This is a genomic window from Actinocorallia aurantiaca, assembly GCF_039533685.1.
Taxonomy (GTDB): domain Bacteria; phylum Actinomycetota; class Actinomycetes; order Streptosporangiales; family Streptosporangiaceae; genus Actinocorallia; species Actinocorallia aurantiaca.
The window spans coordinates 738770-752184 of sequence record NZ_BAAATZ010000006.1; the positions used below are offsets into that span (position 1 = coordinate 738770).

Genomic DNA, 13415 nt, shown 5'->3' on the forward strand with positions numbered 1-13415 from the left:
AGTAAACATAAAGAATTTATTGTGCCAACATTCACTGTTCTGTACTGTGGTCCCTGGCAAACCAGAACTTCTGGCGGGGTGGGCTCATGAAGGTGCACGGGGAAGGCATGTTCGAGAACGCGGTCGAGGCCGCTCTTCTCCGGCACGGATGGGCTGTGGGCGAACCCGTCAACTATGACCCCGAACTAGGCCTCGACACAGCCGATTTGCGAGTCTTCCTCGCCGCGACCCAGCCCAAGCAGTGGGAGCGCCTGCGGACCGCCTACGGCGAGGACCCCGCCGGGCCGTTCGCGCGGCTCGTCGCCAGGGAGATCGACTCGCGGGGAGCCCTGGACGTCCTCCGGCAAGGCGTCAAGGACAAGGGGATCCGGTTCCGGCTCGCCTACTTCCGGCCCGCGCACACCCTGGCCGTCGGGGCGCTCGACGAGTACGACGCCAACCGGCTCGCCGTCACGCGGCAGCTGCACTACTCGGCCAAGGAGCCCGGCAAGTCCGTCGACCTTGCGTTCTTCGTCAACGGCATCCCCGTCGCCTCGGCGGAGCTCAAGAATCCCTTCACCGGGCAGACCGTGGCCGACGCACGGCGCCAGTACCGCGAGCGCGACCCCAAGGAGCCGTTCTTCGCGCGGCGCACCCTCGTGCACTTCGCCGTCGACCCCGACCTCGTCTTCCTCACCACCCGGCCGGCGGGCACCAAGACCCGGTTCCTTCCCTTCAACCAGGGCTCGGCGGGGCCTGGTGTGTCGGGCGGGTCAGGGAATCCTCTGGTCGGGGAGGACGGCTACCGCACGTCCTACCTGTGGGATGAGGTACTCCAGCGGGACAACTTCCTCGAGCTCCTCCAGCAGTACCTGCACGTGGAGGACCCGGACGCCAAAGTCGGCAAGGCCCCCTCCTACCGGCCGTACGCCGCGCACACCCAGCCGCTGATCTTCCCCCGGTTTCACCAGTGGCACGCGGTGAAGACCCTCCTGGCCGACGCCCGCAAGCGAGGAGCGGGCGAGAACTACCTCATCCAGCACTCCGCCGGGTCCGGCAAGTCCAACACCATCGCGTGGCTCGCCCACCGGCTGTCGTCCCTGCACGACGACGCCAACCAGGCGGTCTTCGACAAGGTCGTCGTCCTCACCGACCGGCTCGTCCTGGACAAGCAGCTCCAGGACACCATCTACCAGTTCGAGCAGGTCAGCGGGGTCGTCGAGCGCATCGAGTCGGACTCCAAGCAGCTCGCCGAAGCGCTGACGGGCGCGCAGGCGCGGATCGTCATCACCACGCAGCAGAAGTTCCCCTACGTGCTCGACAAGGTGCAGGGGCTCGGTGAGAAGAAGTACGCGATCATCATCGATGAGGCGCACTCCTCCCAGGGCGGCGAGGACAACGCCGCCCTCAAGCGCGCCCTCGGCTCCCGCACGGAGGACGAGTCGGGCGACCCGCTGACCTCGGCGGCGCTGGCACGGGGCAGGCAGCCCAACCTGTCGGTGTTCGCATTCACCGCGACACCCAAGGGCAAGACGCTGGAGCTGTTCGGCACCCTCAACCCTCAGACCGGCAAGAAAGAGCCGTTCCACACCTATTCGATGCGGCAGGCCATCGACGAGGGGTTCATCCTCGACGTCCTGCGCAACTACATCACCTACGCGACGTACTTCAAGCTCTCCAACGCCGCCGCCGACGAGGCCGAGAAGACGCTCGACCCGCGCAAGGCCAAAGCGCAGCTGGTGCGGGCCGCGCTGTGGTCGGAAGCGTCCACCGCGCTCCGCGCGAAGATCATCGTCGACCACTTCCGTTCGCACACCTCGCCGCGGCTCGGAGGGCGGGCCAAGGCGATGGTCGTCACGCCACTGCGGGCCGACGCCGTGCGGCTCTACCAGGCGATCCGCACCTACGTCGAAGAGCGCGGCTTCACCGACTGCGGCGCGCTCGTGGCGTTCTCCGGCGCGCTGAAGCTGGAGGACGACGGCCCCGAGTACACCGAAAGCAAACTCAACGGATTCTCCGAGCGGGAGCTTCCCTCCCGGTTCGCCTACACGCGGGCCGACGACAAGAACGCCGAGACCGTCCCCAAGCAGGAATACCGTCTCCTCGTCGTCGCGGAGAAGTACCAGACGGGCTTCGACCAGCCGTTCCTGACCACCATGTACGTCGCCAAGCCGCTGTCGGGCGTCGCGGCGGTGCAGACGCTGTCCCGGCTCAACCGCACCCACCCGCTCAAGGGCCAGGACGACCTGTTCGTCATGGACTTCGCCAACAAGGCCGAGGACGTCCAGGAGTACTTCCAGCCGTTCTTCGAGACGACGATCACCGAACCGACCGACCCGAACCTGCTGTACGAGAAGCAGCGCGAAGTGTTCGCCTACCGGCTGCTCGTCGAATCGGAGATGCAGGCGTTCATCGACGCCTACCTCACCGCCCGCTCCCGGGCCGCGAACGAGAAAGAGCTCGTCAAGGCCCACGCCAAGCTGTACCGCTGGGTCGAACCCGCCGTCGACAGGTTCACCGGGCTGGCCGCCGAGGAGCCCGACAAGGCCGAGGAGTTCCGTGGCGCGCTGCGCGACTTCACCCGTGCCTACGGCTTCCTCTCCCAGGTGATCGGTTTCGGCGACGACGAGCTGGAACGGCTCTACGAGTACGGCCGGTTCCTGCTGAACAAGCTGCCGCCGCGGGGCCAAGAGGCCTCCGTCGACGTCGGCGACATCGAGCCGAGCCACCTGAAGATCGTGAAGAGCGGCGAGCACGACCTGGGGCTGGAGGCCGCCGGAGACCAGGAGGTCACCGGGCTCATCAACGGCGTGACCGGGCCCGGTCACGACCCCGAGGAGCAGACCCTCGCCGAGCTCATCGACGAGATCAACACCGAGTACGGGGCTGGCCTCTCCACCGCCGACAAGATCATCGTCGGGCAGTTCGCGCTGGCCATCGCCGAGGACCCCACCCTCCACGCCATCGCACTGAACAACGAGCGGGGGGTCTTCGACCGGGAGGTCGACAAGGACGCCGACCGGATCATGATGGACCAGGCCGCCTCCAACGACGCCCTGCTCGTCCGCTACTTCGAGGACGAGAACGTCAACCGCCTGTTCAAGCAGGTCGCCAAACGGCAGGCTTACGACATGATCCGCCGACCCGTCCGCAAAGAGGCCGAACGCCGGGCCACCGCCGCCAGGCTCGCCGAGATCCGCGAGAAGCACGGGGACCGTCCCGAGTGAACGGGCGGCTGATCGCCGGACGCTACCGGCTGCGCGCCCCCATCGGGGCGGGCGGTATGGGCGAGGTCTGGGAGGCCTACGACGAGCGGCTCGACGACCGGCGCGTCGTCGTGAAGATGATGCTCGCCGAACGGCCCGCCGCTTTCTCCCCTCCCATGGAGGCCCTGGAGATCCGCCGGGAGAGGTTTCTGCGCGAGGTCCGCACGACCGCCGCGATCGAACACCTCGGCGTCCCCGCCGTGTACGACGCCGGGACCGACCCGGAGACCGGGCGGCTGTTCGTCGTCATGCAGCTCCTGCGCGGCCGGGAGTTGCGCACCCTCATCGACGAGACGGACCACGAGTTCGAACCCTTGTCCGTCGCGCGGGTCGCGGCGATCGGCGCGCAGATCGCGTCCGTCCTCCACGAGGTGCACCGGCGCGACGTCGTCCACCGGGACGTCAAGCCCGCCAACCTGATGCTGACGCCGGGCGGCGTCGTCAAGGTCCTCGACTTCGGGGTCGCCTCGCTGCTCGGCTCCGGCGACAACCCCCGCCTCACCCAGGTCGGGATGACCGTCGGCACACCCCCGTACATGTCGCCGGAGCAGTCCCTGGCGAACGCCGTCGGCCCCGCCTCGGACGTCTACGCGCTCGCCTGCGTCCTGTACGAGGCGCTCACCGGGGATCCCCCCTTCACGGAGACCTCCGCCCTGTCGCACCTGTGGCACCACGTGCACTCCGAACCCGAGCCGATCAGGAACCTCCGGCCCGATGTGCCGCGGGAGGTCGAGACGCTGCTGCTGGAGATGCTCGGCAAGCTCCCCGACGACCGGCCCGAGGCGGAGGAGGTCTACGAACGGCTCCTGCCCCTCACGTCGGGATTGCCGGGACCCCTCGGCGACTTGGCAGACCTCGATCCCTGCCTCCCATTCACCCGCCCGCTGGGAGGCTCCCTGCGCGGGCGCCGGACGGCCGCCCCACCCATCAGGACGCCGTCCCCGCCGCCTCCCATCACCGAACGGGAGGTCGAGGAACTGGCCGAGAGGGTCGACGGCCTCCTGCAAGAGCAGCGGTTCACCCCTGCCATCGACCTCCTGGGAGAGGCGCTCTCCCGCGCCGCCGACCCCGAACTGGCCGACGACCTGTCCTTCCGCCTCGCCCATGTCCTCTTCATCGCCGGGCATTTCACCGAAGCCGCCGAACTCTTCACTGAGGTGGGCTCCCGCTTCGCCCGCCGCTACGGCCCGCAGGACCCCGACGCCTTGATGGCCGGCTACTACCTGGCCCAGTGCAGGGCCGAACTGGGCGAGGTCACCGCGGCGATCGAGGCCTTCCAGTACGTCGTCGGATCCGGCTTCGACCACGCCGACGACGAGGCGATCGAACGCCACCTGGATGCCCTCGCCTCCCTCATGCGCCTCCACGCCGCCGCCCGCAGCCGCGACCTCCTCCTCCAAACCGCCGCCCAGATGCGGGAAGCCATCGCCCTCCACCGCCCGCAAGAGGCCCCCGTGCTTTTGGCCGACCTCGACGCCTACCTGAACCGCCTCACCCGCCTTCTCTCCGGCACCGGATCCGGAGAGCCGCCGCAGGACGGATCCCGGCCGAGGGCGTCCTCGGCCCGTACCCGAGAAGCCTGAGCCGAGCGGGGTTCCGCGATATGGAAGGGAAACCGATGCATGGTCTCTCATGAGATATCTAGAAGATTCAACGATTCTTTGGACAAGAGATCCGATCTCGGCTTTTTTTGACCCTATGGAGGGCGTCGTCCAAATTCGCTGATACTCGCTATCAGGTGCGGGCCGCCTAACCTCGGTAACCGAACGAGACAGAGAAGAATCCTTCGATCGCATCCTCACTCTGGAGATGCACATGATCAAGAAGACACTCGGTGTCGCGGCCCTCGGGGTGGCTCTGATGGGCGCCCCCGCAATCGCGGCCACAGCGGAAGCCGGCACCACCACGGCCGTCACCACGTCGACGTCGGCCCAGTCTCAGGCCCAGGCCAAGGACTGCTGGTGGAGCCACGGCAGGTGGAAGTGCGACTGGTGGGGGAACAACTGGAAGCACCGCAACCACTGGAAGCACCGCAACCACTGGAACGACTGGGGTCACAACAACTGGGGCCACAACAACTGGGGCCACAAGAACTGGGGCCACAACAACTGGAACCGCAACAACTGGGGCCACAACAACTGGGGCCGCAACAACTGGGGCCACAACAACTGGTAGCCGGTTCGGGTCTCCATGTGAAGGGCCCCGGAGCTAGAGCTCCGGGGCCTTTCACGTGCTGCTGACGGATCGCCGATCGCGGGCGTTCCCGATCTGAGAAGCCTGCCTGGGCCGTCAGCCGGGGATGTTCCGGGTGTCGGGAGAGGCTCCGGTGTTCCGGCGGACGGCTCCGACGGCGAAGACGGTGAGGACGGTCAGGGCGGCGCCGATCCACAGCGCGCTGCCGGTGCTGAAGGTGTCCACCGCGATCCCTCCGAGCAGTGCGCCCGCCGCGATGGACAGGTTGAAGGCGGACACGTTGAGGGAGCTGGCGGCCTCCGGGGCGTCCGGGGCCGCCTTGAGGATCCAGGTCTGGACGGTGACGGGGACCGCGCCGTAGCCCAGGCCCCAGACGACGAGGAGGATCCCGCCCGAGAGAACGGTGTTGTCGTTCACCGCTACCGCGATCATGACGATCGTGAGGGTGACCGAGATGCCCAGGGCGGTCTGGCGCAGCCGCCTTTCCACCAGGGCTCCCGCGATGAAGTTGCCGCAGAGCCCGGCGACGCCGAACACCAGCAGCAGGACGCCGATCAGGTCGCCGTCCACGCCGTCGCCCTGGAGGATCGGCCGCAGGAACGTGTAGGCCGTGAAGTGCCCGGTGATGAGCAGGGAGGTCATGGCGAGCCCCGCGCGCAGGGCGGCGTTGCCGCGGAGGGTCCGGGGCAGGTCGGCCGGGCCGATGGTGCGCTGCGGAGGCACCGGGGGCATCAGGAAGAGCATGCAGGCCAGCGCGACCAGGCCGAGGACGCCGACCGCGGCGAACGCGGTGCGCCAGCCGCTGAAGTCGCCGATGAGGGTGCCGGCGGGGACGCCGAGCACGGAGGCCGCCTCCACTCCGCCGAAGATCACGGCGGTGGCCCGTACGACGTGGTGGGGAGGCACCAACCGGAGCGCGATCCCTCCGGCCAGCGCCCAGAAGCCGCCGACGCTGACGCCGATGAGGAACCGGGCCGCCAGCACGACGGCGAAACCGGTCGCGAAGGCCGACGCCAGGTTGGCCGCTCCCATCAGGCCGATCAGCAGGGCCAGGACGAGTCTGCGGTCGACCCGTCCGGTGGCCACCGTGACCAGGGGTGCGGACACCGCGGCGACCAGGCCGGGGACGATCACCATCAGGGCGGCCCTGCCCTCGGAGACGTCGAGCGCGTCGCCGACCGGGGTGAGCAGTCCCACCGGCAGGAGTTCGGAGGTCATCAGGGAGAAGATGCCCAGCGTCACCGCCAGGACGGCGAGCCAGCCTCTGACGGGCGAGTGGCCGCCGGCCGTCGTGGCGGGCGGGGTCGGGTCGGCGATGGTCACGATGCGTCGCGGCCTTTCTCATCAGGGGGTTCGGGCATGACGCGGGCGGTGACCACGCCGGAAGGGGTGGGCACCGCCCGTGAGAAGGCCCGCTCGGGCCGCCGGGGATCCGGCTACCCGGTCGTGGTCCGCCGGTGCCCGGTCACAGGGCTCCGGGGGTCTTGCGGGTGGTGACGTTCATCCTGTTCCAGGCGTTGGCCGTGAAGATCAACGCGATGAGCTGGGCCAGCTCCTTCTCCCCGAACTCCTCGGCGGCCTCTTCCCAGACCTCGTCGGAGACGCCTTCCGGCAGCCGTGTCATCGCCTCGGTGAGGGCGAGTGCCGCGCGCTCCTTCACGGTGTAGAGGCCGGACTCCTCCCAGGCGCTGAGCTGGTAGATCCGCTCCTCCCTCTCGCCCGCCTTGCGGGCGTCGGAGGTGTGGTAGTCGATGCAGTACGCGCAGCGGTTGATCTGGGCGGTGCGGATCTGCACCAGTTCCAGCAGCACCGGGTCGAGCCCCTCGCGGGCGGCGGCGTCCAGGGCCAGGACGGCCTTGAAGACCTTGGGTGCGACCTGGGAGAAGTCCATGCGCTGGGGAACCTGAAAAGTTGTCATGACTCAAAGCTAGGGGCGTCAGTGGCCGGGAGTATGGTGCATTTCCGTGCCGGATTCAGGGGTCAATTCACCGTCGGGCAGTGATCTGCACCTGGAGTTGTCGGGTGTCGGGAGCCGCCGCTCACAGCTCATGCACGCCCTGCGGGAGGCCATCCGCTCGGGCCGCCTGCTCCCGGACACCCGGCTGCCCTCCTACCGGTCGCTCTCCGCCGATCTCGGCATCGCCCGCAACACCGTGGCCGAGGCCTACTCCGAGCTGGTCGCGGAAGGGTGGCTGACCGCCCGCCAGGGCTCGGGCACCCGGGTCGCCCGGCGTGCCGCGCCTCCCCCGCCCGGCCGGCGGCGTCCTTCGTCGTCCTCCCGCCGTCCGGTCCATGACCTGAGGCCGAGTTCCCCCGACGCTTCGGCCTTTCCCCGGGCCGCCTGGCTGACCTCCGCCCGCCGGGCGCTGACCGCCGCTCCCAGTGAGGCCTTCGGGGTGGGCGACCCGCGCGGCCGTCCGGAACTGCGCCATGCCCTGGCCGACTACCTGGCGCGCGCCCGGGGAGTGCGCGCCGACGCGGAGAGGATCGTGGTCTGCGCCGGTTTCGCCCATGCGCTGCGGCTGCTCGGCGAAGTCCTGCCGGACACCGTCGCCGTGGAGTCCTACGGCCTGCCGTTCCACCGTGAGCTCCTCACGGACGCCGGAACACGCACCGTGCCGCTGCCCATCGACGAGCACGGCGCCCGCGTCGGCGACCTGCCCGGCACCGGAGCCGCCGCGGTCCTGCTCACCCCCGCCCACCAGTACCCGACCGGCGGCCCGCTGCACGCCGCCCGCCGCGCGGCGGTCGTCGACTGGGCCCGCACGGCCGGCGGCCTGGTCCTGGAGGACGACTACGACGGCGAGTTCCGCTACGACCGGCAGCCGATCGGCGCCGTGCAGGGCCTGGACCCCGACCGGGTGGTCTACCTCGGCTCGGCCAGCAAGAGCCTGTCCCCTGCCATGCGCCTGGGCTGGATGGTCCTGCCGGACCGGATGATCGACGACGTCCTCGCCGCCAAGGGACAGCGCGAGCTCTGGTCCGGCGCGTGGGACCAGCTCACCCTGGCCGACTTCATCACCTGCGGCGCCTACGAGCGGCATCTGCGCCGCATGCGCGGCATCTACCGCCGCCGCCGCGACGCCCTCGTGGCCGCCGTCGCCGAGCACGCCCCCCACGTCCACGTCAGCGGCATAGCCGCCGGACTCCACGCCGTACTCGAACTCCCTCCGGGCACGGAACGACCGTCCTTGACCGCCGCCCGCCGCCAGGGCCTGGCTCTGGACGGCCTGTCCCCCTACCGCCACCCCGACAGCGCCATGCCGCCCCGCGACGGCCTCGTCGTCGGCTACGGCACCCCACCGGAACATGCCTTCCCCGCGGCCCTGCACGCCCTGTGCCTGGCCCTTCCGCCCGCGCCGTAGACCGCGCACCGGCCGTACGGGCTCACCCCGAACCTGGCCGGCACATTGCCAGGTCCAGGAGGGACACCAGGTGACGGATCTCCGATCGCGGGCATTCTTGACCCATGTCCGAGAAGCCTGAACCGAGCGGGGCGCCCGCCCGGCAGAACGTGACCTTCCCCAGCACCGAGGGGAGCGCGCACGGGTATCTGGCCCTGCCGCCGAGCGGACGGGGGCCGGGGGTCATCGTCATCCAGGAGTGGTGGGGGCTGAACGACCACATCGCCGACGTGGCCGACCGGCTGGCCGGGGAGGGGTTCGTGACCCTGGCGCCCGACCTCTTCGGCGGAAACGTCTCGCACGACTCCGCCGAGGCGGCCCGGATGGCCCGGGCGCTGCCGGTGGAGCGCGGCGTCCACCTGCTGTCCGGAGCAGTCGACCACCTGCTGGGCATGCCCGAGGTGACCTCCGAGAGCGTGGGCGCGGTCGGGTTCTGCATGGGCGGCGGATTCGTGCTCTACCTGGCCGCCGCCGACCCGCGTGTCAGCGCCGCGGTGCCCTTCTACGGCGGCCTCCGGGAGTTTCCCGACTTCTCCCGGCTCAGGGCTCAGGTGCTCGGCCACTACGGGCAGAAGGACCAGAGCATCCCGCCGGAGACACTGGAACGACTGCGCACGGCCATCAAGGAGCAGTCGGGCATCACCCCAGATATCCGGATCTACCCGGCGGGCCACGCGTTCTTCAACGACACGCGGCCCTCGTACCATGCCGAGTCCGCTTCGCAGGCCTGGGCGAGCACGCTCGACTTCCTGCACCGGCGACTCGGCTGAACCCGAACGGGCCCCGCTTCCCGTGCTTCAGCGGAGCGCGCGCCGCACTCCCGCCGCCGTGCCGGCCAGGGCGGCGGCGGTGGCGGCCCGGCGCACTGCCGTCCTGCGCCTGCCGCCCCAGCCTCCGCCGACCGAGCCGGTTCCGGGTTCCGGGTCGTACAGGGTGCCTGGGGTGTCCTGCTGCGGTTCGGTCCGGGACAGCTGGGAGCGGTCCGTCTGGACCGCCATCATTCGCTCGGTGAGGCCGGGCAGCACCTTGGACTGCGCCACCAGGAACCGGCCCAGGGGGCCGACGACGACCTCCCTGCGGGGCACCCGCACCAGGTTGACGATCGCGCGCGCGACCCGCTCGGGGGTGTACACCGGCGGCATCGCCACCACCCTGCGGCCGGTGTAGTCGGCCGAGTGCTGGAAGAACGGGGTGTCGATCGTGGCGGGCATGACCGTGCACACCCGGATCTTCCGGGCTCCTTCGAGTGCCAGTTCCGCGCGCAGGCTCCCGCTCAGCGCGCGGACGGCGAACTTCGACATGGTGTAGGCGTGCGCGTACGGCGGGGCCGCCCCGCCGACGATCGAGGAGACGTTCACCAGCACGCCCTGTCCCTGTTGGCGCAGGTACGGGAGCGCCGCCCTGGCCCCGTGCACATAGCCCATCACGTTGACGTCCAGCACCCGGCGGATGTCCGCGAGCGGCACCTCGCCGAACGGGCCGAAGACGCCGACCGCGGCGCAGTTGACCCACACGTCGATCCGGCCGAAGCGTTCCGCGGCCCGCCGCGCCACCAGTTGCACGGCCTGCGCGTCCGTCGTGTCGGCCGGTACGGCCAGGGCCCGCCCGCCGGCCTTCTCGCACTCGCGGACGGCCTGTTCGAGCGCCTCCGCCCGCCGTGCGGTGAGCACCACCGAGGCTCCGGCGGAGGCGAACGCCCGCGCCGTCGCCCGCCCGATGCCGCTGGAGGCCCCGGTGACGACCACGACCTTGCCCCTGACCTTCATCTCCACGGCCCCCTGACGCAGAAGATCATCCTGTTCGCGGCGGTTGACCCCGCCTCACCATCCCCTGCCCCATAGCGCCACAACCCACCCTGAATAACAACAAAAGAGATTCTCTACCGGATCTTGTAATTTTCCGGCGAAGCGGACAGCCTTGCGGTGAGTGATCCACTTCGAACACGTCACAGTGTGCAAGGGAGCGACCGTGGCCGACGACGGATTCGAGATCGACGAGAGCGTTCCGCACTCCGCGCGGATCTGGAACTACTGGCTGGGCGGCAAGCACAACTACGAGGTCGACCGGGAGGCCGGGGACGCCTACGTCGCGGTGTACCCGGAGATCGTCGACACGGCCAGGGCGGGACGGGCGTTCCTCGCGCAGGCGGTGCGGCACCTGGTCACCGAGGAGGGCGTCCGCCAGTTCCTCGACGTGGGGGCGGGACTGCCCGCGGTCGAGAACACCCACCAGCTGGCGCAGCGGCTCGACCCGGCCGCGCGGATCGTCTACGTGGACCACGATCCGTTCGTCCACGCCCTGGGCCGGACGATGCTGGCCGGCACGCCCGAAGGCACCACCGACTTCGTCGCCGCGGACATGCGCGACCCCGCCGACGTCCTGGAGCGGGCCAAGGCGACCCTCGACTTCGACCGGCCCATCGCGCTGATGCTGATGGGCTGCCTCGGCCACATCCCCGACGACGACGAGGCGCTCGCGATCGTGCGGGGCCTGCTCGCCGGCCTCCCGTCGGGCAGCTTCCTGGCCCTGTACGACAGCCACGACCAGAACGCCGCGCTGAACGAGGCCCAGCAGGGCTACGACGACACCGGAGCGATCCCCTACAAAATCCGCAGCACCGACCAGGTCAGGAGTTTCTTCGACGGGCTCGACCTCGTCGGCCCCGGCTTCATCCTCTACGAGGACTGGCCCGGCGCCCCCGTCGAGCGCAAGGGCCTGCCCGTCGTCTGCGCCATCGGCCGCAAGCCCTGACCTCTCCGCACCGACGTACCCATAACCCGACGTTATGGAAGGCAGTGGTCCGCACGGGACGTATCGGGCCGCTGCCGTCAGAACTCCGTGCGGGGAACGCGGGGCATCGCGCGAGTCTCCCGGCGCTCGGGCGGGCGTTCCGGATAGCCTCGCCGGGTGGACGCCGTGAAGGAGGCCGCCGCGGCGGTCGAGATACTGGCGGATCCCGGTGCCGGGAAGCGCACCGTCCCGCTGGAGGCGGTGCCCCCGCCGGATTCCCTTCCCGAAACCCCCTCCGCGCTGGACTCCGCCGTCGCCGCGCTGTCACGGCGGGACGAGTGGGAACCGGCCTGCGACCTGGTCGGCGCCGAGCTGCTGCGCGCCTGCTCCGGCGACGGGACGGGCCTGTACGAGGCCTTCTGGGCGGCGGAGCGGTTGTGCGAGGAGTTCCGGTCCGCCTCCGCGCGGCTGCTTCCCGCCCTGACCGCCGTGCTCACGTGGCACGGCACGGGCCCCGTCCACCCCTGGGTCTCCCGCCTGCCCGGAAACGCCGCCGACCTGCTCGGACGGCTCGGCGAGACGGGCACGGCGGACCTGATCGCCGACCTGGCCGGCGGCCCCTCGCCGGAGAACGCCGACCACGCCCTCACCGCCCTCATCCGGCTCGGTGACGGCAGGAGCGCGTCCCTCCTCGCCGCGGACCTGCCCGAGCGGCCCCGCGCACTGCGCGCGGCGGTGGAGCACGGCCTGCCGTTCGACCCGGGCCTGCTGTCCTCGATCAGGGAACGGCTACGGGAGTGGACTCCCGCGACGGAAGGAGAACCGTCGCAGAGCCCGCACGCGGAACTCCCCCTCCTGGAACTCCTGCGCGCTTGGGGAACCGACGCGCACGAAGCGGTACCCGAACTCTGCGCCGCCCTGCCCGTGCGGACTTCGCCGGTGGCCGTCACTCTCTCCGCCGTAGCCCGGTCCACCCCCGAGCACCCTCAGGCCGAGGCGGCCCTGCGCCGGCTCGTCTCCGACGGCGACGCCAAGGAGCGCCTGGACGCCGCCCGCGCGCTGTGGCGGCTCACCGACGACGCAGGCCCCGTCCTGGCCGAACTCCACGAGGCCTTCACCACCGGCGACAAAGCCCTGCGCTGCGGCGCCGCCGAGACCTGCCGCGAACTCCGCGAGGCCGCCCGGCCCCTCCTGCCCGTCCTGCTGCCCCTCCTGACCCGGAACAAGCCCCGCAGGATCCCCTGGCAGATCGACGTGGCCGTGGCGGTCTGGCACCTCACCGGCGAGGCCGGGCACGTGCTCCCGACCCTCGCCTCCGCCCTCTCCGTCCCCGCGACCGCCACCAAGGCGATCCGCGCCGCCCGGATGCTGGGCCCCGCCGCCCGTCCCCTCGCCGAACGCGTGGCCCGGCACCTGTACGACCTCTACGAACTACCGGCGACGATCCGGGCCCTGCTCCGTATCTGCCCGAACGGCGGCCCGAACGGCGGCCCGAACGGCGGCCTTCCCCCCGGATGCTCTCCGTCCAGTCTCCTGGCCCTTCTCCTCTTCCACGCCCGAGAAGCCCGAGACCCCGGGCCCGCCTTCGACGTCATCGCCGAACTGGGCGCCCGGAACCTGACGGAAGCCCACCTCGAATGCCTCCGCGCCTACGCCACCGCGGAGCACCGCGCCCCCCGCAAGCACTCCGCACCCGACATCGCCGCCGACGAGTCCCTCCGCGCCGCGGCCCGGACCCTCCTGGACGCCCTTCCCTGAGGGCTCCCCGCTCCGGCGCCGTCCACAGCCTGTGGAAGAACGAGCCGTGCGGAGCATCGAACCCGCCGGGACCTCCGCACCGGAG

Annotated in this window: 10 protein-coding genes; 7 read left to right on the forward strand and 3 right to left on the reverse strand. The window is 70.5% G+C overall.

The window, feature by feature from the left end; genetic code table 11:
- Positions 1-86: 86 nt before the first annotated feature.
- The 3 genes from ABD327_RS10395 (at position 87) to ABD327_RS10405 (ending at position 5420) form a co-directional block, all read left to right on the forward strand.
- A complete protein-coding gene (locus ABD327_RS10395; RefSeq protein ID WP_344450054.1) occupies positions 87-3206 on the forward strand; it encodes a type I restriction endonuclease subunit R in 3120 nt (1039 codons plus the stop codon).
- Positions 3203-4828, forward strand: coding sequence for a protein kinase domain-containing protein (locus ABD327_RS10400; RefSeq protein WP_344450055.1), 1626 nt, complete (start codon positions 3203-3205; stop codon positions 4826-4828). The genes ABD327_RS10395 and ABD327_RS10400 overlap by 4 nt, the downstream gene beginning before the upstream one ends.
- A 232-nt stretch (positions 4829-5060) precedes the next feature.
- Positions 5061-5420: a hypothetical protein gene (locus ABD327_RS10405; protein ID WP_344450056.1), complete on the forward strand. Its 360-nt coding sequence runs from the start codon at positions 5061-5063 to the stop codon at positions 5418-5420.
- Positions 5421-5534: 114 nt separating this feature from the next.
- On the opposite strand, the gene ABD327_RS10410 is transcribed toward ABD327_RS10405, so the two are convergent.
- Together ABD327_RS10410 and ABD327_RS10415 are read right to left on the reverse strand one after the other, a co-directional pair.
- A complete protein-coding gene (locus ABD327_RS10410; protein ID WP_344450057.1) occupies positions 5535-6761 on the reverse strand; it encodes an MFS transporter in 1227 nt (408 codons plus the stop codon).
- Between the two features lie 142 nt (positions 6762-6903).
- Complete coding sequence (locus tag ABD327_RS10415) at positions 6904-7356, reverse strand: carboxymuconolactone decarboxylase family protein (RefSeq protein ID WP_344450058.1); 453 nt, start codon at positions 7354-7356, stop codon at positions 6904-6906.
- A gap of 46 nt (positions 7357-7402) precedes the next feature.
- Between ABD327_RS10415 and pdxR the strand changes: the two genes are divergently transcribed.
- Together pdxR and ABD327_RS10425 are read left to right on the forward strand one after the other, a co-directional pair.
- Positions 7403-8803, forward strand: a complete 1401-nt coding sequence (gene pdxR, locus ABD327_RS10420) for a MocR-like pyridoxine biosynthesis transcription factor PdxR (RefSeq protein WP_344450059.1) — start codon at positions 7403-7405, stop codon at positions 8801-8803.
- A gap of 104 nt (positions 8804-8907) precedes the next feature.
- Positions 8908-9612 (forward strand): dienelactone hydrolase family protein, encoded by a 705-nt coding sequence (locus tag ABD327_RS10425; protein WP_344450060.1) that lies wholly within the window; start codon positions 8908-8910, stop codon positions 9610-9612.
- Positions 9613-9639: 27 nt separating this feature from the next.
- Here the strand turns inward: ABD327_RS10425 and ABD327_RS10430 are convergent, their stop codons facing one another.
- Positions 9640-10608, reverse strand: a complete 969-nt coding sequence (locus ABD327_RS10430; RefSeq protein ID WP_344450061.1) for an SDR family oxidoreductase — start codon at positions 10606-10608, stop codon at positions 9640-9642.
- Between the two features lie 202 nt (positions 10609-10810).
- On the opposite strand from ABD327_RS10430, the gene ABD327_RS10435 reads away from it, so the two are divergent.
- Both ABD327_RS10435 and ABD327_RS10440 read left to right on the forward strand, forming a co-directional pair.
- Positions 10811-11593, forward strand: a complete 783-nt coding sequence (locus ABD327_RS10435; protein ID WP_344450062.1) for an SAM-dependent methyltransferase — start codon at positions 10811-10813, stop codon at positions 11591-11593.
- Positions 11594-11749: 156 nt separating this feature from the next.
- Positions 11750-13330: a hypothetical protein gene (locus ABD327_RS10440; protein WP_344450063.1), complete on the forward strand. Its 1581-nt coding sequence runs from the start codon at positions 11750-11752 to the stop codon at positions 13328-13330.
- Positions 13331-13415 lie beyond the last annotated feature (85 nt).

What these genes read in the sequence shown, in the direction of transcription:
- ABD327_RS10430 (WP_344450061.1), bottom strand. Translation starts at nt 10,608, where the DNA reads ATGAAGGTCAGGGGCAAGGTCGTGGTCGTCACCGGGGCCTCCAGCGGC.
- ABD327_RS10395 (WP_344450054.1), top strand. Translation starts at nt 87, where the DNA reads ATGAAGGTGCACGGGGAAGGCATGTTCGAGAACGCGGTCGAGGCCGCT.
- ABD327_RS10405 (WP_344450056.1), top strand. Translation starts at nt 5,061, where the DNA reads ATGATCAAGAAGACACTCGGTGTCGCGGCCCTCGGGGTGGCTCTGATG.
- ABD327_RS10425 (WP_344450060.1), top strand. Translation starts at nt 8,908, where the DNA reads ATGTCCGAGAAGCCTGAACCGAGCGGGGCGCCCGCCCGGCAGAACGTG.
- ABD327_RS10415 (WP_344450058.1), bottom strand. Translation starts at nt 7,356, where the DNA reads ATGACAACTTTTCAGGTTCCCCAGCGCATGGACTTCTCCCAGGTCGCA.